Annotated in this window: 22 protein-coding genes and 1 tRNA gene; 5 read left to right on the top strand and 18 right to left on the bottom strand. The window is 35.1% G+C overall.

The annotated features are described in order from the left end of the window. Window positions 1–658 (bottom strand): deoxynucleoside kinase (locus FC45_RS05535; RefSeq protein ID WP_057706446.1); only part of this gene is annotated, 658 nt, incomplete at its 3' end. Window positions 659–777: 119 nt separating this feature from the next. Here FC45_RS05535 and FC45_RS05540 point away from each other — a divergent pair. After that, window positions 778–1,992, top strand: coding sequence for an MFS transporter (locus tag FC45_RS05540; protein ID WP_006587937.1), 1,215 nt, complete (start codon window positions 778–780; stop codon window positions 1,990–1,992). 39 nt (window positions 1,993–2,031) lie between these two features. Here FC45_RS05540 and tsaE read toward each other — a convergent pair whose 3' ends face one another. From tsaE to FC45_RS05555, 3 genes are read right to left on the bottom strand one after another with little or no spacing between them, the layout of a single operon-like run. Further along, the gene (gene tsaE / locus FC45_RS05545) at window positions 2,032–2,508 is read right to left on the bottom strand and encodes a tRNA (adenosine(37)-N6)-threonylcarbamoyltransferase complex ATPase subunit type 1 TsaE (protein WP_006584968.1); all 477 of its coding nucleotides are present in this window, start codon (window positions 2,506–2,508) and stop codon (window positions 2,032–2,034) included. Next, window positions 2,508–3,485, bottom strand: coding sequence for a phosphate acetyltransferase (gene pta, locus FC45_RS05550; RefSeq protein ID WP_006584969.1), 978 nt, complete (start codon window positions 3,483–3,485; stop codon window positions 2,508–2,510). Before pta ends, tsaE begins: the two co-directional genes overlap by 1 nt. Before the next feature lie 12 nt (window positions 3,486–3,497). Next, window positions 3,498–4,187: a uracil-DNA glycosylase gene (locus FC45_RS05555; protein WP_006584970.1), complete on the bottom strand. Its 690-nt coding sequence runs from the start codon at window positions 4,185–4,187 to the stop codon at window positions 3,498–3,500. Window positions 4,188–4,279: 92 nt separating this feature from the next. On the opposite strand from FC45_RS05555, the gene FC45_RS05560 reads away from it, so the two are divergent. Beyond that, a complete protein-coding gene (locus tag FC45_RS05560; protein ID WP_057706447.1) occupies window positions 4,280–4,795 on the top strand; it encodes a hypothetical protein in 516 nt (171 codons plus the stop codon). Window positions 4,796–4,798: 3 nt separating this feature from the next. Here the strand turns inward: FC45_RS05560 and smpB are convergent, their stop codons facing one another. The 8 genes from smpB to FC45_RS05600 all read right to left on the bottom strand — a co-directional run bounded on the left by smpB (window position 4,799) and on the right by FC45_RS05600 (window position 13,573). Then, window positions 4,799–5,254: an SsrA-binding protein SmpB gene (gene smpB, locus FC45_RS05565; RefSeq protein WP_006584973.1), complete on the bottom strand. Its 456-nt coding sequence runs from the start codon at window positions 5,252–5,254 to the stop codon at window positions 4,799–4,801. A 9-nt stretch (window positions 5,255–5,263) separates the two neighbouring features. Next, window positions 5,264–7,585, bottom strand: coding sequence for a ribonuclease R (gene rnr / locus FC45_RS05570; protein WP_006588462.1), 2,322 nt, complete (start codon window positions 7,583–7,585; stop codon window positions 5,264–5,266). A gap of 60 nt (window positions 7,586–7,645) precedes the next feature. Continuing rightward, complete coding sequence (gene secG, locus FC45_RS05575) at window positions 7,646–7,879, bottom strand: preprotein translocase subunit SecG (RefSeq protein WP_006584974.1); 234 nt, start codon at window positions 7,877–7,879, stop codon at window positions 7,646–7,648. Window positions 7,880–8,022: 143 nt separating this feature from the next. Beyond that, a complete protein-coding gene (gene eno, locus FC45_RS05580; protein WP_006584976.1) occupies window positions 8,023–9,321 on the bottom strand; it encodes a phosphopyruvate hydratase in 1,299 nt (432 codons plus the stop codon). A 59-nt stretch (window positions 9,322–9,380) separates the two neighbouring features. Further along, window positions 9,381–10,136: a triose-phosphate isomerase gene (gene tpiA, locus FC45_RS05585; RefSeq protein WP_006584977.1), complete on the bottom strand. Its 756-nt coding sequence runs from the start codon at window positions 10,134–10,136 to the stop codon at window positions 9,381–9,383. A 14-nt stretch (window positions 10,137–10,150) separates the two neighbouring features. Next, on the bottom strand, window positions 10,151–11,362 hold the full coding sequence (locus FC45_RS05590; RefSeq protein WP_057706449.1) for a phosphoglycerate kinase: 1,212 nt from the start codon (window positions 11,360–11,362) through the stop codon (window positions 10,151–10,153). A 105-nt stretch (window positions 11,363–11,467) separates the two neighbouring features. After that, a complete protein-coding gene (gene gap, locus FC45_RS05595) occupies window positions 11,468–12,484 on the bottom strand; it encodes a type I glyceraldehyde-3-phosphate dehydrogenase (protein WP_006584979.1) in 1,017 nt (338 codons plus the stop codon). Between the two features lie 45 nt (window positions 12,485–12,529). Beyond that, window positions 12,530–13,573, bottom strand: a complete 1,044-nt coding sequence (locus FC45_RS05600; protein ID WP_006584980.1) for a sugar-binding transcriptional regulator — start codon at window positions 13,571–13,573, stop codon at window positions 12,530–12,532. 242 nt (window positions 13,574–13,815) lie between these two features. On the opposite strand from FC45_RS05600, the gene FC45_RS05605 reads away from it, so the two are divergent. Beyond that, a tRNA-Arg gene (locus tag FC45_RS05605) sits at window positions 13,816–13,887 on the top strand. A gap of 85 nt (window positions 13,888–13,972) precedes the next feature. Here FC45_RS05605 and FC45_RS05610 read toward each other — a convergent pair. After that, window positions 13,973–15,568: an APC family permease gene (locus tag FC45_RS05610; protein ID WP_006587940.1), complete on the bottom strand. Its 1,596-nt coding sequence runs from the start codon at window positions 15,566–15,568 to the stop codon at window positions 13,973–13,975. 163 nt (window positions 15,569–15,731) lie between these two features. Between FC45_RS05610 and FC45_RS05615 the strand changes: the two genes are divergently transcribed. Beyond that, window positions 15,732–16,199 carry a Fur family transcriptional regulator gene (locus FC45_RS05615; protein ID WP_006584982.1) on the top strand — a complete coding sequence of 156 codons (468 nt, stop codon included), beginning with the start codon at window positions 15,732–15,734 and terminating at the stop codon, window positions 16,197–16,199. A gap of 94 nt (window positions 16,200–16,293) precedes the next feature. Beyond that, window positions 16,294–16,875 carry an ATP-dependent Clp endopeptidase proteolytic subunit ClpP gene (gene clpP / locus FC45_RS05620; RefSeq protein WP_006584983.1) on the top strand — a complete coding sequence of 194 codons (582 nt, stop codon included), beginning with the start codon at window positions 16,294–16,296 and terminating at the stop codon, window positions 16,873–16,875. 61 nt (window positions 16,876–16,936) lie between these two features. On the opposite strand, the gene FC45_RS05625 is transcribed toward clpP, so the two are convergent. From FC45_RS05625 to rapZ, 5 genes are all read right to left on the bottom strand, one after another. Further along, the gene (locus FC45_RS05625; RefSeq protein ID WP_006584984.1) at window positions 16,937–17,929 is read right to left on the bottom strand and encodes a D-2-hydroxyacid dehydrogenase; all 993 of its coding nucleotides are present in this window, start codon (window positions 17,927–17,929) and stop codon (window positions 16,937–16,939) included. Between the two features lie 66 nt (window positions 17,930–17,995). Beyond that, the gene (locus FC45_RS05630; protein ID WP_006587942.1) at window positions 17,996–19,210 is read right to left on the bottom strand and encodes a hypothetical protein; all 1,215 of its coding nucleotides are present in this window, start codon (window positions 19,208–19,210) and stop codon (window positions 17,996–17,998) included. Between the two features lie 139 nt (window positions 19,211–19,349). Continuing rightward, window positions 19,350–20,288 (bottom strand): DNA-binding protein WhiA, encoded by a 939-nt coding sequence (whiA, locus tag FC45_RS05635; protein ID WP_006587943.1) that lies wholly within the window; start codon window positions 20,286–20,288, stop codon window positions 19,350–19,352. After that, window positions 20,281–21,318, bottom strand: coding sequence for a gluconeogenesis factor YvcK family protein (locus FC45_RS05640; protein WP_006584987.1), 1,038 nt, complete (start codon window positions 21,316–21,318; stop codon window positions 20,281–20,283). The genes whiA and FC45_RS05640 overlap by 8 nt, the downstream gene beginning before the upstream one ends. Before the next feature lie 9 nt (window positions 21,319–21,327). After that, window positions 21,328–22,203: an RNase adapter RapZ gene (gene rapZ, locus FC45_RS05645; protein ID WP_006584988.1), complete on the bottom strand. Its 876-nt coding sequence runs from the start codon at window positions 22,201–22,203 to the stop codon at window positions 21,328–21,330. Window positions 22,204–22,266: the final 63 nt, after the last annotated feature.

A 22,266-nucleotide genomic window follows, 5' to 3' on the forward strand; every position in this document is an offset into this window, starting at 1 on the left:
TCATCCTTACACAAACTATTTTACGGTCTCGTTTAATAGTTTCAATCACTTGTTTATATACTTCTTCTTTAGACATATTAGAAGTATCCAGAATCATCTTATTATTTATTTTTTCAAATTCACTCTCCAGAACCCTTTCTTGTTTGAATCTTGTAATTGGACTTGTCCAAATATTTAAAAGCTTATGTTTTCTATTCTTATTTCTCTCTTCAGAAATCTCTAAATCTGCTTTAAGTAAAATCGATAAATCAGGTTTTGCCAAATCAAATCTAGCTATCTTTTTTTCATATTCATGAAAAAATTTTTCTGCTATTTCATATGTCCCCTGTATTATGGATGATTGAAAAGCATTAGCCGTTGCAAGTATAGAAAATGCAGATTTATCGATTACTACATTTTCCCCTTTTTGTGCTAAAAAATTGGCATCATATAACTTTTCAAATTCAATATCAAATAATAGCTCTTGATTTAAAACTTCTTGATTAGAATTTTCGGGTACAAAAAGAATGTTATCTCCACAATCATTCAATCTATTTTCTAAATATCTAATGGCTTCTGGTATAATTTCGAAGTTGGCCTTATTTTTTAAACTATTACAAAGAGTTGTTTTCCCCGAATTTGATATCCCTTCTATGAGAATTATAATTCCACGACTCATTTTTATATCACTCCTTTAAAATAAATGTTATAATTTCATTATCTTTAAATATATTTTAATTTAAACTATAATTTTTTTATTTTTTATTGTCAATCTTTATTTCATAAAGGAGGACTAAAATGACAACAAAACTATCTCATACCGAAAAAATTAATACTGTTAAAGTTACTTCTAGTAATGTAATTTCTAAATTTGGTGATATATTATTTGACTACGTCAACTCTGTCTTCTTATCAAGTGTTGCTAATGGCGGTCTATGGCTTTCTTTATATCAGAGTAGTGAAGTATTTATTAGTGTAATTTTTAATTTCTTAGGTGGTGTATTATCTGATACAGGTAACCGGAAAAAAATCATCTGGCATTGTGATTTAATAAGTGGGCTTGTTTGTATTTTACTAGCAATTTTCATCCCTCATGTTTTTTTCATTTATGCAATCATTATTATTAACATCATATTAGCAATTATTTCCTCTTATCGAAGTCCTGCATATAAGGCTGTTTTTCGTGAAATTGTTCAAAAGGAACATCTTAATCAAGTTAATTCAGTCCTAGAAATTGCTAAACAAGTTATCCAAATTACTGGTCCAACTGGTGCATTAATCATTGCCCACTTTTTCGGTAATCGTTTTGCACTAATTTTTGATGGAATTTCTTTTATTATCTCAGGTCTCTTAATTCGTAAATTAACTATTTTATCTGCTCCAGTTAAGAAAAAAAGCTCAAAAAAGACTTTCAGTCAAATTCGTGAGGGTTTAAATTATATTTTTCATAATCGTGAAATATTAATTATTATTACTTTTTCAAGCATAGTAAACTTCGTTATTGCTGGATATAATTTAATTCTTCCTTTTTCAACATATGCTTTTTCAGATTCTCATTTAAAAGCATATGCGGTATTATTAACAGCTGAATCCATTGGTGGACTACTAGGAGCAACTGCATCAACCTTGATAAAAAAGACACCTACAACTAATAAACTACTATTTTTGATTTTCTTAGATGGCTTAGCTTTAATGCCTAGTGAAAGAATCTATCATTTATCACATTCAATTATTTTAGTTGCAATTTGTATAAGCCTTTTTAACTTCTTTCTTTCAATTTTTAATATTCAATTTATGACCTTTGTGCAAGTAAGAACAGATATGAATTATATTGGTCGTGTATTCGGAACTATTTTTTCTGTTGCCATTTTATTTATGCCGATAGGTACCTTTTTCTTCAAATTTGCTTTTAATTTGCAAAATCCTAATAATTACTTTGTTTTAGGTAGTTTACTAACTTTTATTTCAATTATTACCATTATCCTAAATACAATTTTTAAGTCAAAAAATTAACTAAAAAAGACGTAACTGAACGCTGTGTTCAATTANTTCTTACTCTTCAAACTTAGCTAATGTATCTTCAAGCCAATCTTTAGCTTGCTTTCCTTGTGCGTTAACCTCAACTACTCGCTTAGTTGAATCCCAAGAATCATCAACACGCTTTAAAGTTAACTGCAAATAATCGTCTGGCAAGTCATTCATAATAATTTCTGGCCATTCAATTACTACAATTCCCTGCTCATTTAAATAGCCATTTAAATCAATACTTGCCAAATCGTCATTTTCAAGACGATACATATCCATATGAAAAAGTGGTAAACGTCCCTCACGATACTCTCTTACAATCGTAAAAGTCGGACTTTTAGCTGGACGTCTAATTCCCAAACTGCGAGCTAAACCTTGTGTCATTGTGGTTTTACCGGCACCCAAATCACCATTTAACAAAAGTAAGCTACCAGGTTTGGCTACTTTTCCAAGACTAGCCCCTAATTTTTGCATTTCTTGAGCTGAATTAATTTCTAATTTCATTATTCTTCATCCAAACTTTGTGCTGCTGTTAAAATAGCTGCTTCATAAACATCTTGACTACTGCATCCCCGTGATAGGTCATTAACCGGTTTAGCCAAACCTGCCAAAACTGGTCCAATTGCAGTAAAATCACCTAATCTTTGTGCAATCTTATAGCCAATATTTCCAGATTGCAATTCTGGGAAAATAAAGACATTAGCATGACCAGCAACATTTGAATCGGGAGCCTTTTTGGCACCAACACTTGGGACAAAGGCTGCATCAAATTGCATTTCTCCATCAGCACTAATTTCAGGATACTTTTCTTTAAAACTTGCAGCTGCAGCTTGTACTTTACTTACCATTTCACCCTTAGCTGATCCCATCGTTGAAAAACTTAAAAATGCAAGTTTTGGCTCTAATCCAACCATTTTAGCTGTTTGGGCCGCTTGATATGCAATTTCTACTAAAGTATCTGCATCTGGGTCAATATTCATAGCACAATCACTAAAGATATATCTTTGGTCACCCTTTTCCATGATAAATTGACCACTTACTCGTTTCATGCCAGCTTTAGTTTTAATAATCTTAAGAGCTGGACGAACAGTGTCTGCAGTTGAGTGAGCTGCACCTGAAACACAACCATCTGCTAAGCCATTATAAACAAGCATATTTGCAAAATAATTTGGATCCAATACTTGGCTACTTGCTTGTTCTTCACTTTCTTTACCTTTACGAAGTTCAAAGTATTGTTTAGCAAATTCGCCTTTTCTAGTATCAGTTTTAGGATTAATAATTTCAATCCCAGTTAAATCAAGCTTGTGATCCTTAGCTGTTTCTTTTATTTGAGCTTCATCACCTAATACAAGTGGTTTAATAATTCCTTCGCTATTTAACTTAACTGCTGCAGATAAGACTCTTTCATCTTCGCCTTCAGGAAGAACAATTACTTTCTTATGTCCAACAATTTTTGCTTTTAATTCATCAAAAATACTCATACGTAAGCTCCTTTATTTTTCTACTTTAACTTCTACTGGTAATTGCCAATCAATTGCCCGTTTACCCCATTTTGCTAATGCCGCATTGCATCTTGAAAAGGGGCGTGAGCCAAAGAATCCATATCGAGCTGAAAAAGGACTCGGGTGGGCGGATTTGATAATAACGTTTTTGCTCTCATCAATTAAAGGGATTTTATTCTGAGCAAATTTCCCCCATAATATGAAAACTACTTCTCCACGTTCACTTAAAGCTTTAATTGCTTGATCTGTAACTTCTTCCCAACCTTTTCCTTGATGACCATTTGCGTGTCCATAAGGTACAGTTAACACGGCATTAAGAAGCAATACACCTTGATCTGCCCATTTCTTCAAATACCCATGCTTTACTGGAAGACAACCAACATCATCATATAATTCCTGATAAATATTTTTTAAAGATGGTGGTAACGCAATTCCTGGATTAACTGAAAAACTCATCCCTGTTGCTTGGCCTGGATTGTGATATGGATCCTGTCCTAAAATAACTACCTTAGTATCTTTAAAACTAGTCAATTTAAAAGCTGTAAAAATATGATACATATCTGGATAAATTTGTTTACTTGCATATTCTTCCTTCAAAAAATTATGCAATTTTTGATAAGATGCACTTGAAAAGACCGGTTCTAACACCTGATCCCAATCATTTCCAATAAGTTCTTTCATCGCAAAATCAACTCTTTCTTTACTTTATATGTTATCATGAAACTAATTAGGGAGTCTGTAGTTTTAATAATTTTTCAAAAGCAGGTTCAAAAATGAAATTAATTTTACTTTTTAATCAACAAAAAAATTATGGACAAATTCCTGTTGTTGATCAAACTGAGAAAATTCAGTTTTTTATTCAGGGAAAACTCCATAATTCAAATCACACACTTTTTCTAACTGATCTTAACCATAAAGAGATTGGTCGTTTATATCAAGATGGGCGAAATCTTTTAACCAGTTACACTATTGATATTATTGATTATGAATTAGTTCAAGTTAAGCAAGTAACTAATGTTGAATTACCTATGTTTTTAACTAAAAAAAATTATCTAATAACTGGAAGCACAAAAAAAGGCTCCTATCAATTTAGGAGCACTTTTAAGATAATGGCTAGTTGTGAAAGTATGGTTATCGATTCTGGTCTTGCCTTAGTTTGTGATATTAAGAGTTATCAAGATATTCCATATATCTTATTAATAACTGGCTTATTCAGTCAATGGTCAGCTACTCCTCTTGAACTACCTCAGTTTAAGTTCAATAACCAACTTTCAACCAATTGCAATTAAAATTTACATACGATATTTGCGACGTAATTCACGTTCTTGATCACGTTTCTTTATTGTTTCTCGCTTATCGTATTGCTTCTTTCCTTGCCCAATCCCCAGCAAAATTTTTGCAAAACCTTTCTTCAGGTAAACTTTCAGTGGAATGATAGCCATCCCCTGTTGCGCCTGAACTTCGGCTAATTTGCGAATCTCTTTTTTATGTAAAAGCAATTGGCGACGTCGTAAGGGATCATGGTTATAAATATTTCCTTGCTTATATTCACTAATGTGAACATTTTCCAAATAAGCATTACCATTATAAATTTGTACATAGCCATCACGTAATTGAATTCTTCTCGCTCGTACAGATTTAATTTCAGTCCCAGTTAGTGCAATCCCAGCCTCAATTGTTTCTTTAATGAAATAATCATGGCTGGCTTTTTTATTTTGCGCTAAAACATTATTTGCTTCTTTTTTCATATGACGCTCCTATTTATAACGTCTTCTACCTTTGTTATCTCTTGAATTACGAGATCTACGGCCTCGATTATTATCTCGATTACGACCTGCTCTACCAAAACGATTATCTCTACGTCTAGGACGTCCCATACCGCGATCATTATGTTCTTTCTTAGGCGCATTAGGATCATAAATTTCAAAGTCCAATTGATGTTGTTCTACATTGGCATTAATCAAAGTTACTTTGAGTGGCATACCAATCTTAAATTGGCGATGAGTTCCTCGTCCTGTCAAAGTCAAAGTCTTTTCATCAAAATTATAGAAATCATCTGTCAAGTTAGAAATATGAATTAGCCCTTCAACTGTATTTGGTAATTGGATGAACATCCCAAAACTAGTTACTGAAGAAATCACGGCATCGAAGTGTTCACCAACATGATCGGCCATAAATTCTGTCATCTTTAAATCATTTACTTCACGTTCAGTATCAATAGATTTTCTTTCTTGGGTAGATGTTTGTTCTGCAACATCTGGTAAAATTGGCCCAAAATGTTTTTGAGTATCTTCTGACAAGTTGGAGTCAGTATATTCATGAATCATACGGTGAACCATTAAATCAGAATATCTTCTAATAGGAGAAGTAAAGTGGGTATAAAATTCAGCGGCAATTCCGAAGTGTCCTAAAGGCTCGTCAGAATAATGGGCTTGCTTAAGAGAACGAAGCATAACCATTTGCACAACAGCTTCTTCAGGAGTTCCTAAAGTTTTAGTTACCACTTTTTGCAAATCAATTGGTTTAACATCATTTGGATCAGCCTTAATATTTAGACCCAATGCAGATACGAATTCAAAGAAGCTCTGAATTCTTTCAGCATCTGGAGTTTCGTGTACACGGTAAAGGAATGGAACATGCTTTTTAAAAAATGCTTCTGCGACTGTTTCATTAGCCAATAACATGAAGGACTCAATCATCTTTTCAGCTGTACCACGATTGTGAAGTACAATATCTACTGGCTTACCTTTATCATCGACAATAATTTTTGCTTCTGGTTCTTCAAAATCAATTGCCCCACGATTGTGTCGTTGATTATACAAGACTTCATGCAAGTTTGCCATCTCTTTCAACATAGGTTGCAGTTTTGCATACTTTTCATCTAATTCAGATGCTGGCTTGGTTAAAGCTTCATTTACCTTGTTATAGGTTAAACGACCATGTGAGCGCATTACTGAAGGGTGAATGTCATATGCAACTCGTTTGCCTTCTGGGGTTATCTCCATATCACAAGATAAGACCAAACGATCTACACCTTCATTAATTGAACAAATCCCATTTGAAAGTCTGAATGGCAGCATCGGAATAACACGATCTACCAAATAAGTTGAATTACCTCTTTGATAAGCTTCTTTATCTAGTGGAGAATTTTCTTTAACATAGTGTGCCACATCTGCAATATGAACACCTAAATGGTAATTTCCATTAGGTAACTTCCATAAAACTACTGCATCGTCAAAGTCTTTAGAATCATCACCATCAATAGTAACTGCAGGTTGATCTCTAATATCAACTCGATTAGTTAATTCAGCTTCTTCAATATGGTCCGGAATTTCATTGGCCTGCTTCATAGCATCTTCTGGCCATTCCGTTCTAATATCATGGGCCGCCACGATTGACATGATATCAACACCAGGGTCATTTTTATTACCAATAGTTTCTAAAATAGCCCCCTGCATATTTTCTGGCATATCCTCAGTTGGATACTGGCTAATTGAAACCTTAACCATATCCCCCATTTGTGGAGTAATTCCATCAACTGGTGTGTAAATTTTATAGTTTTTAAATTTCTTATTACTTGAAATTACATAACCACAAAAACCACTGAGTTTTACCTGAATATCAGTTAAAGGATGAAATTCACCAACAAGTGTTTCAACACCTCGTTCCAAAATTTCAACCACTTTACCTTCAGGACCCTTGCCATTCCAAGGATTACCATTAGCAATAATCTTTACTCTAACATGGTCACTATCTAAGGCAAGTAATGTGTTATCAGGTCCAACAAAAATATCATCAGCATTTTCTTCATCATCAATTCTGACAAAGCCAAAGCCTTTTTCATTGGCCCTAAAAACACCTGTAACCTCAGTATCAACGCTAGCTAATTGATATTCTCCATTACCATCTGTCACAATTTGCTTTTCTTGTTCTAGAAAAGTTAATGCCTTAACTAATTCCGCAAATTTAACATGATCTCTGCTAGCCATTCTTTCCAGCTGATTTACTCTAAATTTTCTTTGCGGATTATGCCGAAAAATTTCCAATATTGTGGCTAAAACTCTTTCATCTTGAGCCATTAATCTACCTCTATTCAATCATAAAAAACGCCTCCCCAAATAAGATCGGGAGGCTAAAAATTACTTAGTTGATAAATATGCAAGGACAAAAGCTAATAAGAAGAAAAGGACTAATAATACAGAAGTTACCTTTTCCATAAATGCTTCAAAACCCCGCTTTTTAGTTTGACCACTAAATACTGCCCCACCTGACAAGGCATTTAGGGCATCTTGTTGCTTTTGCGGTTGCATCATCGTCGCAATAACAATCAAAACAGAAACGATGATGAGAAGCGTCATAATTATATTGTACAATATGCTGCCTCCATTAATAAAAAAATAATAATCACTGTTACAAGTGTACCATAGTCACGAAAAGATTGCGATATTATGATTGAAAAAAGGTAAAGAGAAAAGCCTGCATTAAGCAGACTTTTTTCTTCTAATTAATAATTAAATTAGAATTGCTTGTGTAAGTTGTAGAATGAGTGAATACCCTTGAATTCAGCAGCTGAATCAAGTTCTTCTTCAATTCTCATTAATTGGTTGTACTTAGCGATACGGTCAGTTCTTGACATTGAACCAGTCTTGATTTGACCTGCGTTAGTTGCAACAACCAAGTCAGCAATAGTAGTATCTTCAGTTTCACCTGAACGGTGTGAAACGATTGCAGTGTAGCCAGCTTCCTTAGCCATTTCAATAGCTTCGAAAGTTTCAGTCAAGGTACCGATTTGGTTAACCTTGATTAAGATAGCGTTAGCTACGCCCATTTGGATACCCTTCTTAAGGTAGCTAGTGTTAGTTACGAATAAGTCGTCACCAACGATTTGAACCTTCTTGCTCAAACGATCAGTGAAGCCCTTCCAGTCGTCCCATTCGTTTTCGTCCAATGGGTCTTCGATTGAGATGATTGGGTACTTTTCAACTAAGCTTTCAAGTAATGAAGTCCATTCTTCAGCAGTGTATTCACGACCATCAGCAACAGTTACGTACTTGTGGGTTTCCTTGTTGTAGAATTCTGAAGCAGCACAGTCCATAGCGATTGCAATGTCATCACCTGGCTTGTAGCCTGCACGTTGGATAGCTTCAACTAAAACTTCAAATGGTTCTTCGTTGTTAGCAAGGTTAGGTGCGAAACCACCTTCGTCACCAACAGCAGTTGAGTCTCCGCGTTCCTTAAGTAAAGCCTTTAATGCGTGGAAAGTTTCTGCACCCATTCTTACAGCTTCGTGCATTGACTTAGCACCTACAGGCATAATCATAAATTCTTGGATATCAACGTTGTTGTCAGCGTGCTTACCACCGTTGATAACGTTCATCATAGGAGTTGGTAATACGTGAGCGTTAGGACCACCAAGGTATTCGTAAAGTGGCATACCTAATTCGTCAGCAGCTGCACGAGCAGCACCCAAAGATACACCTAAAATAGCGTTAGCACCAAGACGCCCCTTGTTTGGAGTACCATCAAGGTCAATCATAGTTTGGTCGATTAAACGTTGGTCAGTAACGTCTAAACCGATAACTGCCTTAGCAATTTCAGTGTTAACGTTCTTAACAGCAGTTAAAACACCAGTACCGTTGAAACGTGACTTATCACCATCACGTAATTCAACAGCTTCGTGTTCACCAGTTGAAGCACCTGATGGAACAATAGCACGGCCGAAGCCACCTAATTCAGTGTAAACTTCAACTTCAACAGTAGGGTTACCACGTGAGTCAAGGACTTCGCGTGCGTGAATATCAGTAATTACAGACATTGGAAATCTCCTTTATGTATTTTTGTAAAAATTACTTTACTTAATTATTATACCAAACTTTAGTCTTGGTAATTAACTAAACTTAAGAATGATTCAACTTCAAGTGAAGCACCACCAACTAAACCACCATCAATGTTTGGCTTAGCCATTAATTCCTTAACGTTTGCAGGCTTTACAGAACCACCGTATTGAATTCTAACATTTTCAGCAGTTTCTTCATTGTAAAGCTTAGCAATGCTTTCACGAATAGTTTTACACATTTCTTCAGCTTGATCGCTTGTAGCAGTCTTACCAGTACCAATTGCCCAGATTGGTTCATAAGCAATAACAAGTGATGAAACTTGTTCACTAGTTAAACCATCAAGAGCCTTCTTGATTTGTGCTACTACAAATTCTTCTTCTTTACCTGCTTCACGGGTTTCAAGAGATTCACCACAGCAGATTATTGGTAATAAACCGTTTCTAAAGATTGCTTTAGCTTTCTTGTTAATATCTTCGTCAGTTTCGTGGAAGTAGTCTCTACGTTCACTGTGACCAATGATGCAGTACTTAACGCCCATTTCCTTCAAAACCTTAGGTGAAGTTTCACCAGTGAAGGCACCTTCATCTTCAAAGTAGCAGTTTTCAGCAGCTACTGACAAGTTTGAACCTTCGCTAGCCTTGATAAGTGCATCAAGGTCAACTGCAGGTGCAGCAATAACTGATTCAACTTTATTTGAGTCAGGAAGCTTGTCTTTAACATTTTTAACAAATTCTGCAGTTTGTGCAGGATTCATATGTAACTTCCAGTTACCAGCAATAATTGGAGTACGCATTAATAATGCCCTTTCTATTTATCAGAAATACATTCAATACCAGGTAATTCCTTACCTTCAAGGTATTCAAGTGATGCACCACCACCGGTAGAAATGTGGGTAATCTTAGGTGCAATACCTAATTGCTTAGCAGCAGCAGTTGAGTCCCCACCACCAATGATAGTAGTTGCATCTGGTAAGTCAGCCATTGCACGACCAACTTCTAATGTACCTTCGGCAAAGTTTGGCATTTCGAAACAACCCATAGGTCCATTCCAAACAACAGTCTTTGCGCCTTGTAAAGTCTTTCTGAATAATTCAACAGTCTTAGGACCAATGTCAAGCCCCATTTCGTTGTCAGGAATGTCATCACCAACAACTTCACGACTTGCATCATTAGAAAATTCAGTAGCAGCAACGTTATCAACTGGTAAAACAATCTTACCGTTAGCCTTTTCTAACAATTCTTTAGCAAGTTCTACCTTATCAGCTTCAAATAATGATTTACCAATCTTGTGGCCTTGTGCAGCTAAGAATGTGTAAGCCATACCACCACCGATTAAGATGTGGTCTGATTTAGGAATTAAGTTAGTAATAACGCTAATCTTGTCTGAAACCTTTGCACCACCAAGAATAGTTACAAATGGGTGTACAGGGTTAGCAATTGCGTTACCTAAGAACTTAATTTCTTTTTCCATTAAGAAACCAGCTGCAACCTTCTTGCCTTCTGCCTTCATAGCAGTTGCAATACCTACGTTTGATGCATGGCTTCTGTGAGCAGTACCAAATGCATCATTTACGTAAAGGTCACCTAAGCTTGCCCAGTATTCGCCAAGCTTTGGATCGTTCTTTGATTCACGCTTACCAAAGTCGTTGTCGATGTCTTGGAATCTAGTGTTTTCCATTACTAAAACATCGCCATCGTTCATTTTGGCAATTGCATCTTCTACTTCTTTACCTTCGTTTGAAGGAACAAATTCAACATCTTTTTCAACTAATTCGCCTAAACGCTTTGCAACTGGTGCAAGTGACAATTCTTTCTTGTCAGCGTCTGACTTGATACGACCTAAGTGGCTAAGTAAAATTGCCTTACCACCGTTGTCGATGATGTATTTAATAGTTGGCAATGCAGCAACGATTCTGTTGTCGTCACCAATAACGCCATCTTTAATTGGGACATTAAAGTCAACACGAACTAAAACTTTCTTACCCTTAACATCAAGGTCAGAAATAATTAATTTAGCCATTAAAAATTACCTCCAATGGTTATTAATCGAAAAAAGACGAAGGGGAGTAATCCCCTCCGCCTTCTCACACAACAAAATAATCAGTTACTAAATATTAGCTATTGATTAAAGAGTTGCAAACTTCAATAAAGTACGAACCATTTGGCAAGTGAATGAGTATTCGTTGTCGTACCAAGCAACAGTCTTAACTAATTGCTTGTCGCCAGCAGTAGTTACTTCAGTTTGAGTTGGGTCAAAGATTGAACCAGCAGTCATACCAAGAATGTCGCTTGAAACGATTTGGTCATCGTTGTATGCGAATGAAGCACTTTCGTATTTCTTCATTGCTGCGTTAACTTCGTCTGCAGTAACCTTCTTGCTCAATACTGATACTAATTCAGTTTCTGAACCGTCAACAACTGGAACACGTTGTGCGTGACCTTGTAACTTACCGTTCAATTCAGGAATTACAAGACCGATAGCCTTTGCAGCACCAGTTGAGTGAGGAATGATGTTAGCTGATGAAGTACGAGCAGCACGGAAGTTACCGCCACGAACTGGACCATCTAATACCATTTGAGTTGAAGTGAATGCGTGGATAGTAGTCATAGTACCAACTTCAATACCGAATTCCTTGTTCAATGCTGAAGCCATTGGTGCTAATGAGTTAGTAGTACATGAACCAGCTGAAACAATCTTGTCATCAGCAGTTAAAGTATCATCGTTTACGCTGTAAACGATAGTCTTAAGGTCGTTACCTGCAGGTGCAGAAATTAAGACTCTCTTTGCACCAGCATCAAGGTGAGCTTGTGACTTAGCCTTGCTAGTGTAGAAACCAGTACATTCAAGAACGAAGTCAACGCCATCGTTCTTAACCCATGGAAGGTTTTGTGCTTGTGGTTCAGCGTATACACGGTACTTCTTACCATCAACTACGATTGAGTCTTCAGTTGCTGAAACTTCGTGGTTGAAAGTACCATGAGTTGAGTCATACTTAAGAAGGTGAGCCAAAAGAGCTGGAGTTGTTAAGTCGTTAATTGCAACAACTTCAATATCTGATGACTTTTCGCCTAAATCCATAATACGACGGAAAGCTAAACGACCAATACGACCGAAACCGTTAATACCAATTTTAACTGTCATGTCCAAAAGTCCTCCTTAGGAACTAGTAATAACATTATTTTTATTTTAAAGAGAGCCTTGTTGCCCCTTTAAAATCAGATCTGAGGCACCTTCGTCTGTAATCAGCCATGTTTGACTCGGTGCATTATGCATATAAGAGCTAATTGCTTTAGCCTTAGAGTGGCCTCCAGCAAATGCAAATATATGAGGTATTTTGCTGAGATCTTCGAATTGCAGGCCAATTCGAGGGATCCGCTCAATCATCTTACCATTCTCATCGAAAAAACACCCAAAACATTCGGAGACGGCACCAGTTGCTCTAATCCTCGATAAAGCAACTGAATCATAGCCACGGCGCTTGGCCATATCCTCTGCCAAGCCAATACCGTGAATTGCAACGTCACATTGTGATATATCTTGAAGTACATCACTAATAGCGGGATCACGAATTAAAGAGCGATAAGCATCTTTAGATACATTCTCAGGTAAGTATAATGTCTTATATTTACCTCCGGTAGCTTTTGCCATTTCTTGAACGATAGTGCTACTTTGTGTTTCCACGCTTTCACCTAACGCACCACGACCCGGAACAAACTCCAATTCGCGATTTTTACTAAGTGAACTTGACAAGACCTTTGATGCCTTAGCCAAGGTTGCACCACCCAAAACAGTAATAATGCTACTTCCTAATGGTAATAATAAATCGAGAGCTGAGTTGAGCTTCTCTCCCATTAGGATTGATACCCGTTCTTGTAAATCAGCATCACCTGGAACAATAATTGCTCTGGCGATTTTCAACTTCTTAGCCAATTTAATTTCGGCTTGACTAGCATTGAATAACCGATTTATAAGACTAGTTGCATCTTTCAGCGTTTCCTCACCTTTTTCTGTGAGGTACATTCCAAATGGCTTAATTTCAATTAAGCCTAATTTCTTTAAATATTCCGTCTCAGTTCTAACTGTTCGCTCGCTCATACCGAGTTGCTGTGCAACAGCTCTTCGTCCAACAGGATATCTTAAAGAAATTTGTTCAAGAACTTGATAACGCTGTCGAAAAATTTTTAAGACGTCCGGAACCAGGTTTTGTAGCAAGGTAAAATCCGTGTCCATGACCTGCCTCCTTCTCGTGGGACATTATCTGACCATATTGTTGTCATCTTTTGACCCAATATACTTAAAAATATAAGAGAAACGTGACTTTTGTTCAATTCCAACATTTCCCTTTCGACGATTTAAGTATAACAATGACAAAAATTAATTTCAAGTATTTTAGAAAAAATAAATATTTCCGCTTACAAAACTTTTATTTCCTATTCTGACTTTTTTTGCTATACTAATTGTTGATGTGATTCGGGCCCTTAGTGTAATGGATCGCACGTGAGATTCCGGTTCTTAAAATCCGGGTTCGACTCCCGGGGGGCCCATAATTCAGAGCAATAAGCTAATAGGCTTATTGCTTTTTTTATTACCAATTTCAAATAAAAAAACTAGCCAAACGGCTAGTCTTAATTAATCATCAACTTTAACATCTTTATTTACTTTCTCGGCATCTTTCAAGTCTTCTCCATCATAACTTGATTTTACTCCCCAAATATAGAAAAGAATTGAAGCAATGATAACAATCACAAAATCCCATGGATATTTAAAAGTATTATTTCCTCCGAAGGCATTACTTCCCATATATGAAATTACCGAAATAAAAGCTAAGTAAGTTAATAACCATATACTTGATTTAAATTGTTGCACAAAATTTTTAGTTTTCTTCTTAAATTGATAGTAAAAATAAATTGGCAAGCCAAGCAATACAACAAAAATAACTTCAATAGTAGTTGGCCACATTGCCCAATATATTACTAATCCAGTTAAAACAAATGAAACAGGAGCAACCCATTTCAAGTGAACTGATTTAAATGGTCGGTTAAAGTTAGGACGTAATTTTCGTAAACTAATAGCCGCAACAGGACCTGTAGCATAGGCTACAAAAGTTGAAACTGAAACCACTGTGGCCAACTCGCTCCAATTTCTGAAAAAGAAAACTAAAGCCATAGCTAAAACCAAATCCCAAACCATTGCATAACGTGGGGTCTTGTACTTTTTATTAACTCGTCCTAAAAATGCAGGAACATTACCTGACTTAGTCATAGCCATTAAAGTTCTAGCACTTGTTGCAACAAAAGTTACCCCTGTACCAAATGGTGAAATAAAGGCATCCATATAAAGTAAAACAGAAAGCCAAGTCAACCCTAATAAAATTGCAATATCTGCAAATGGCGATGCAAAATCAACTCCATGCCAACCTGCTTTAGCTAACATGCTTGGCTCAACTGCACCTATAAAAGCTACTTCAAGTAACACATAAATAATTGCAGTAACTGAGAGTGAAATCCATACTCCACGAAAAATATTTTTATGAGGCTTTTCAATTTCACCAGCTAAATTAATCACTGTTTGAAAAGCATCATAGGACAAAATAATCCCGGAAACAGTAACAGCTTGAAAAATCCCTTTTGTGCCGTATGGCATAAAAGTCGCAGCACTGCTTCCAAAATTACTTGGATGAAAACCGGCTAAAATCAAGAAAATAATTGTTAAAGAAGGAATCAAAAGCTTAAAGACAGCAATTAAACTTGTAAAGCGAGTCAATAGCTTAACAGAGCCAAAGTTAATTAAGCTGAAAACAAACATAAATAAATAAACTGCCCATAAGCCTTCATTAGTAATGGTTCCATTATGGAAAAAGCCTCTAGTCCAGTTAGCCCAACTCCATGGCCAACTACTCATATACTGGACGCAAGCAACAGCTTCAATTGGAATTAAAGTAATTAAAGATACCCAGTTAGCCCAAGCACTCAAAAAGCCAAGTAGCTGCCCATGGCTATATTCAGCAAAACGACTCATTCCCCCACTTTCGGGGAACATAGTACCCAATTCAACATAATTAAAGGCAATCAGCATCATAATTGCTGCACCAATAATCCATGAAATGATTGAACTAGGACCTGCCACTTGTGCAGCACTACCAGCTCCAAAAAGCCAGCCAGAACCAATTAATGAGCTTAACGCCAGCATAACGCCAGAAAATAAGCTAATCTGGTTTTTCTTCATAAAAATTCTCCTCATTATTTCGTATCCTTGTAGAATACAATATTTTTCATATAATTTAAAGTAATTAGTTATCAAAAAATAGCGTAATTTTGATAAAAAGTCTTTTTTGCTAAGCCCTATTTCTTACAATTAGTCAATTTTATGCTAAACTATTTTTAGAAAAATGGAGGTGGAAAAGTTGTCAGAAGAAAAGATTGCTGATAAAGCTGCAAAAATTATCCGAGCTCATGGCTTAAAGAGAACCCCGCAACGCTTAAAGATTTTAATTTACCTGATGACCCACCATAATCATCCAACCGCTGAAATGATTTTTAATGACATTTCTCTATCTGATGAAAAAACGGGTATTGCAACAGTTTATAATACTCTTAACACTTTTGTTGATTTAGGATTTGTAATCGAAATCAATAATGGTAGCGATGGATCAACTCATTATGACTTCTTTGCTAAACCACATTTTCATGTCATCTGTACTAATTGTGGCAAGATTGCAGATGTTGAATATACAAATTTTGATAAAATAGAAAGCAAAATGCGACAAGAAACTGAAAAACAAACAGGCTATATCACCCGCAGTTCGCACATTAAGATTTATGGTTTATGTCCCGATTGTCAAAAATTAAAAAAATAACTTAAAAAAGCACCTTTATTGACTAAATTTAATAAAGGTGCTTTAATTAGCACTGTATTCAAATGAGTGCTAATTTTTATTAGGAGGTTAACTAATGTTAGTACCTACAGTTATTGAACAAACTGCACGTGGTGAACGTGCATATGATATTTACTCACGTTTATTAAAAGATCGTATTATCATGCTTAGCGGTGAAATTAATGACCAAATGGCTAACTCAATCATCGCACAATTGCTTTTCTTAGATGCGCAAGATAATACTAAGGATATTTCCCTATACATTAATTCACCAGGTGGTGTAATTACTTCTGGTTTAGCAATTATGGATACCATGAACTTTATCAAGTCTGACGTATCAACTATTGCAATCGGTATGGCAGCTTCAATGGCTTCCATTCTTTTAACTAGTGGTACAAAGGGTAAGCGTTTTGCCTTACCTAACTCTACTGTGCTCATTCACCAACCACTTGGTGGAGCTCAAGGTCAACAAACTGATATTCAAATTGCTGCTGAAGAAATTTTAAAGAGCAGAAAGAAATTAAACGAAATCTTACATGAAACAACTGGGCAACCAATTGAAAAGATTTTGAAAGATACTGAACGTGATAACTACTTAACTGCTCAAGAAGCTAAGGACTACGGCTTGATTGATGAAATCATGACAAACATGAAGTAGTAATAAATTTTTAATAATCAAAAAGACAGTTCGCAATGCGAACTGTCTTTTTTTATTCAATCTACCGACTTACCACAAAATGAGCTCTTTCTCCATTAGCAAGTGCAATCGTATCTCTCAAGCTAATCTCAATCATATTTCTAACTGAAGTTTTAGTAAAGTATGCTGAGTGTGGTGTCACAATCACATTTGGCATAGCTGCTAATTTCTTATAGTCAGCCGGAATTTGAGCATCATCAACTTTCTTAAAGAAATAGCTTGATTCATGAGCTAATGTATCAAGTCCTGCTGCAGCAATTTCATGTTTTTCAAGTGCTTCAATCAAAGCAGCTGTATCAACTAATTCACCTCTCGCAGCATTAATTAAAATTGCATCATTCTTCATTTCCGCAAATTGTTTTTTACCAATCATATTCTCAGTACTCTTAAGTAATGGCGTATGAAGTGAAATAATATCTGCTTCTTTCAAAACAGTATCAAAATCAGCATAAGTTAAATATGGTTCAACTTCTGGATTATAAATTACATCGTAAGCTAATACTTTAGCTCCCATGGCACTAAAGATTTGAGCAACTGCACTACCAATATGTCCAACTCCAATAAGTCCAATAGTCTTATTATAAATTTCATTACTAATTAAACTATCAGGATTGGTAAAGTCACCTTTATCCATATTAGCCTTAAATTCGCCAATCTTGCGGTTTAAATACATTGCTTGAGTTACAGCCATTTCAGCAATTGCCCGTGGTGAATATACTGGCACATTGGTAACTGTTAAGTGATATTTTTTTGCTAAATCAAAATCAATTGTATTAGTTCCCACAATTCGAAGGCCAATTGATTTGATACCATAATCAGCTAGTTTCTTATAAACAATTTCATCATCTAAGTTGCCAAGAGGTTTAAGCAAAACCCCATCACAATCTGCAACTTGATCAACATTTTCTGCAGAAAGTGACTCATCAATCAATTTTAATTCGCAGCCGAACTTCTTTTCCGTAGCTGCAACTAATTTTCTTTCACTTTCACTTGGACTAAAAACTGCAATTTTCACTATAATTACCTGCTTTCAAAAAAGAAAATACTTGTTTATATATTTACTTAAATAATAATACTTTAGTTAGAAATTACTAGTTATCTTGCTTATTTTTCTTTTAAAAGCTAGCAGTAATACTTCTTCTACCAATATGTAAATTCCAACTGCAAGGAAAAATGCTAATACAGCTTTAGAATCAGTTAATGGTAAAACAAACATTAAAACTAATTGGATAAATACTAAACCCAATTTACTTATTCCTTTTTCAAGCCTCAGCAAAATCGTTGCTATAAAGGTTAAAAGTACAAAAATAAATAGTCTATAGTTTACAATAACTGTCCCTTGTAATGCTAAAATGCCAATAAATGCACATGATAAAAGTGAAAAATACATCTTGGGTAAGGGCTGTGAATAAGTTTTCAAAACTAACTTCAATAGTTCTAAAACTAAAATTGCAATTGCAAATATTGTGCTATTTATTTTTAAAATTAATAAAAGCGTGATTACTAAACTAAAATCAAAATAAATAAACTTATCTTTTGCTCTCGCCATGAACACACTGTATAAAATCCAAATTCCACTAACACCACTAACATAATTAAGGTTAGTTGCAAAGAGCCCCAATAAACCAATCAAAAAGGTTAATACAAATGAACTCCATTGAATTACATTAGCATCAAAAGTAACATGTTTCTGCTTTAACCAAGCTAAAGAATATAACAACAACTGATCTAAATGTAGCCATAGCGCAATTACTAAAAAGTATAATACTGCTGTTGTTACCCCTTGTGTCATACCAATTAAGAACCTAGTTACCAAGCTTAAAATTGCTCCTAAAAGTAAAAACACCATACTTTTTTCTTTAGGTAAAAATAAAACTACACCAAAACCAATTATGAAAAGTCCAGCAACTATGCTCGCATTAAATATATTAAGTTTTGAATTAAGAAATATAATGCTCAAAGACATGATTACAAGAGTAATCAGTTGAAAATGAAAAGTAAATAAATTCTGCTTTTGGCGATTGATGATAATTAACAATAAAAGGAATACAATTTCACCAAGTTCATATTTCAAATTAGAATGTATTATGTGAATAAGTAACATAAGAGATAGCACATTCCAAATAGTGAAAGTTAAAATTCTTGAACTATTCTTAAGTAGCAAGTAAACAATACATCCTATAGATACAAGCGCAATAAAATAAAATGGCAATACCATTACTTGCTGAATTGCATAATCTAGTAGAAGACCATATATGATAAAAATTAAGCTATTTCTTATTGTTACTGTTTTCATAGTATAACCTCCAACAATCAAGATTGTTTTACTACAGGCTTTCATGCCCCACTTATATTATATAATGCTTCAGAATATTAAACTTGCAATAAACATTCTACAATCAAAAAAGTCATGAGAATTTCTTTTCTCATGACTTTTATCCTTCACGTAATTTATCCGCAATTTCTCTAATTTTCTGAAAGCGATGATTAACTCCAGATTTAGAAATTGGACCATCTGGAATTTGTTCAGCTACTTCTTTCAAAGTTAAATCGCTGTTTTCTAAGCGAAATCTTGCCAATGTTTCCAATTTTTCAGGAAGTTGTTCTAATCCTAACTTTTCATCAATTACCTGAATATCTTCTACTTGCCTTGCTGCAGCATTAGCAGTCTTTTTTAAGTTAGCAGTATCACAATTTACTAGTCGATTTACTGAATTTCTCATGTCACGCATTATTCGTAAATCCTCAAAAGCTAGCATTGCATTAAAAGCACCAACAATATGTAAAAAATCACCAATCTTTTCAGCTTCTTTAAGATAAGTTATATATCCACTTCTTCGTTTAGTCTTTTTACTATTTAAGTTAAAATAATGATTCATTAAATATGAAATGTCGTCATTATGAGCTTCATATACTGAATAAATTTCTAAATGATATCGACTAGTTTCAGGATTATTAACACTTCCACTAGCTAAAAAAGCACCTCGAAGATATGACATTGCTCGTTGCTCTTCTTCAAGCACCTTTTTAGGCACTCCAATTACAAAGCCTTTTTCCGGGTCAACAATTTCCAAATCAGCTAAGATTTCATTAACTTGCTTATTAAGTCGAACCAAATATTGATTATTCTTCTTTAATTTCATCTTTCGAGAAACAATTAATAATGGTTCGATATCGTATGCTACCTTGATTAACGTAAAAATCCGGCGAGCAATCGCTGGATTTTCAGTTGTGATATCTAAACTTAATTGGTGATCATGTAAGTTCAAAATTCCATTCATCCGTAAAAAAGCTGACAATTCAGCCTTGGCATGTTCCGGATGAACTTCTAAATTAGTTAATTCTTTTTTTACTTCACTTGCATAACTAACCATTATTTTCACCTCGCCGGCAATGTGCTTCAAAAGCGAGATCAATAATTTCTTTAGCTACTTTTTCGCCATCATGAAAAACTAATCCATGTCTTTGGTCAATAAAGTCATCAGTAATAACGCGGCAATTCTGTTCGCGTAGACCCGCAAAATCACTAGAAACTGGCTCAAGATACTCATCATAATCAGCAGGATTAAACTTACTCATATCGATTTTTGCTCCATTAACTAGAGCAGTATCAATATAGTTGCCACCTAAATGTTTATTAATTATTCGAACATGATCAGCATCTGAAAAGTGATCAGTTTCTCCCTTTTGAGTCATAATATTACAGATATAAATTACTTCCGCCTTAGTTTGCCGAACTGCTTCACCCAAATTACTAATCATTAAGTTAGGTAAAATTGAAGTGAACAAACTTCCCGGCCCTAAAACAACCGCATCAGCTTGCATAATTGAAGCTAAAACAGGTAAAACTGCTTCAGGTTCTTTATCATCATTAGTATCAGTTACCCAAATACGCTTAATTCTTTTATCTTTACTGGTAATTTCTGTTTCACCAGCCTCACGACTTCCATCGACGAATTCAGCATTTAAAGTTAAAGGTTCATTGGAAGCAGGAAAAACATGACCATCAACTTTCATCATTTTAGATAATGATTGTACAGCATCGAAAATATTCCCATGCATTTCATTCAATGCGGCAATAATCAAATTACCAATCGCATGACCAGCAAAGAAAGAATCTGAACTATCAAAACGATATTGGAAGATATCTTTTGATTCTTGAGGCAAGTCACTCAAGGCGGCCAATACATTTCGGATATCACCAGGTGGAACAACGTTAATATAATTTCTAATTGCTCCAGATGAACCACCATCATCTGCAACTGTAACAATTGCTGTTATTTCAGCATTTTTTTCTTTTAAGGCATTTAAAATAACTGGTAAGCCTGTTCCACCACCAATTACTACTACCTTAGGCCGGCGGCCCTTAATAACTCGGATAATCCGGCTTTCAGCATAAGCCAAATGCTCCACCTACTTTCTGATATAACGGCTTATTTCACGGTGTGAAATATCAACTGGATATTTCTTTGATAAATCACGTGCCAACTGTTGTGCAATTGAGACGCTTCGGTGTTGTCCACCTGTACAACCAATTGCAATCGTCAATTTTTCTTTTCCTTCTTTGATATAACCAGGAATTGTAGTTTCAATTAAATCTAGCAACTTTTTATAAAAGACCTTGGTTACATCTTTATCCATAACATAATCGAATACTCGTTTATCAAGCCCTGTAAAAGGCTTCAAATTAGGAATGTAAAACGGATTTGGCAAAAATCTGACATCCATTACAATATCAGCATCAATTGGCATCCCATACTTAAATCCAAAACTCATCACTTCAACTGTAAATGGCTTACGTCCATGTTCACTAAAGAGTTTTGTTAATTTCGTCTTTAAATCCTTAGGGGTCAAACTAGAAGTATCAATAATGATATTAGAGATATTTTTAATTGGTGATAAAATTGCTCGTTCCTTTTGAATACCATCAAGTAAACGTCCGCTTCTTGCTAATGGTGGTAAACGGCGCGTTTCTTTATAGCGAGCAACTAACACATCATCACTAGCGTCTAAGAATAAAATCGTTGCTTGCGTATTACCGTTATCTTCTAAAGAGTTAATCTCATTTTCTAAGTCCTTGTAAAAACTTTTGACTCTCAAGTCAATTAAAACTGCAACTTTATTGAAGTCATCAGAAGTATTCATTAAGTCCCAAAAACTTCCTAATAAAGTAGGCGGTAAATTATCAACAACGAAATAACCTAAATCTTCTAATGAATGGGCAGCCACAGTTTTTCCTGAACCACTCATCCCTGTAACAATTAACAATTGTCTTGTTTCACTAGCCATAATAACCCCTCCTTGTGAAAATTATAGCACACCGGGTGTTTCATTTAATACAAAAAAATTTAC

The sequence above is a fragment of the Lactobacillus jensenii DSM 20557 genome (assembly GCF_001436455.1).
Classification (GTDB): domain Bacteria; phylum Bacillota; class Bacilli; order Lactobacillales; family Lactobacillaceae; genus Lactobacillus; species Lactobacillus jensenii.

Excerpts from the sequence above, each read along its gene's own strand:
- FC45_RS05540 (WP_006587937.1), top strand. The coding sequence starts at position 778 with ATGACAACAAAACTATCTCATACCGAAAAAATTAATACTGTTAAAGTT.
- tsaE (WP_006584968.1), bottom strand. The coding sequence starts at position 2,508 with ATGAAATTAGAAATTAATTCAGCTCAAGAAATGCAAAAATTAGGGGCT.
- pta (WP_006584969.1), bottom strand. The coding sequence starts at position 3,485 with ATGAGTATTTTTGATGAATTAAAAGCAAAAATTGTTGGACATAAGAAA.
- FC45_RS05555 (WP_006584970.1), bottom strand. The coding sequence starts at position 4,187 with ATGAAAGAACTTATTGGAAATGATTGGGATCAGGTGTTAGAACCGGTC.
- FC45_RS05560 (WP_057706447.1), top strand. The coding sequence starts at position 4,280 with ATGAAATTAATTTTACTTTTTAATCAACAAAAAAATTATGGACAAATT.
- smpB (WP_006584973.1), bottom strand. The coding sequence starts at position 5,254 with ATGAAAAAAGAAGCAAATAATGTTTTAGCGCAAAATAAAAAAGCCAGC.
- rnr (WP_006588462.1), bottom strand. The coding sequence starts at position 7,585 with ATGGCTCAAGATGAAAGAGTTTTAGCCACAATATTGGAAATTTTTCGG.
- eno (WP_006584976.1), bottom strand. The coding sequence starts at position 9,321 with ATGTCTGTAATTACTGATATTCACGCACGCGAAGTCCTTGACTCACGT.
- tpiA (WP_006584977.1), bottom strand. The coding sequence starts at position 10,136 with ATGCGTACTCCAATTATTGCTGGTAACTGGAAGTTACATATGAATCCT.
- FC45_RS05590 (WP_057706449.1), bottom strand. The coding sequence starts at position 11,362 with ATGGCTAAATTAATTATTTCTGACCTTGATGTTAAGGGTAAGAAAGTT.
- gap (WP_006584979.1), bottom strand. The coding sequence starts at position 12,484 with ATGACAGTTAAAATTGGTATTAACGGTTTCGGTCGTATTGGTCGTTTA.
- FC45_RS05600 (WP_006584980.1), bottom strand. The coding sequence starts at position 13,573 with ATGGACACGGATTTTACCTTGCTACAAAACCTGGTTCCGGACGTCTTA.
- FC45_RS05610 (WP_006587940.1), bottom strand. The coding sequence starts at position 15,568 with ATGAAGAAAAACCAGATTAGCTTATTTTCTGGCGTTATGCTGGCGTTA.
- FC45_RS05615 (WP_006584982.1), top strand. The coding sequence starts at position 15,732 with ATGGAGGTGGAAAAGTTGTCAGAAGAAAAGATTGCTGATAAAGCTGCA.
- clpP (WP_006584983.1), top strand. The coding sequence starts at position 16,294 with ATGTTAGTACCTACAGTTATTGAACAAACTGCACGTGGTGAACGTGCA.
- FC45_RS05630 (WP_006587942.1), bottom strand. The coding sequence starts at position 19,210 with ATGAAAACAGTAACAATAAGAAATAGCTTAATTTTTATCATATATGGT.
- whiA (WP_006587943.1), bottom strand. The coding sequence starts at position 20,288 with ATGGTTAGTTATGCAAGTGAAGTAAAAAAAGAATTAACTAATTTAGAA.
- rapZ (WP_006584988.1), bottom strand. The coding sequence starts at position 22,203 with ATGGCTAGTGAAACAAGACAATTGTTAATTGTTACAGGGATGAGTGGT.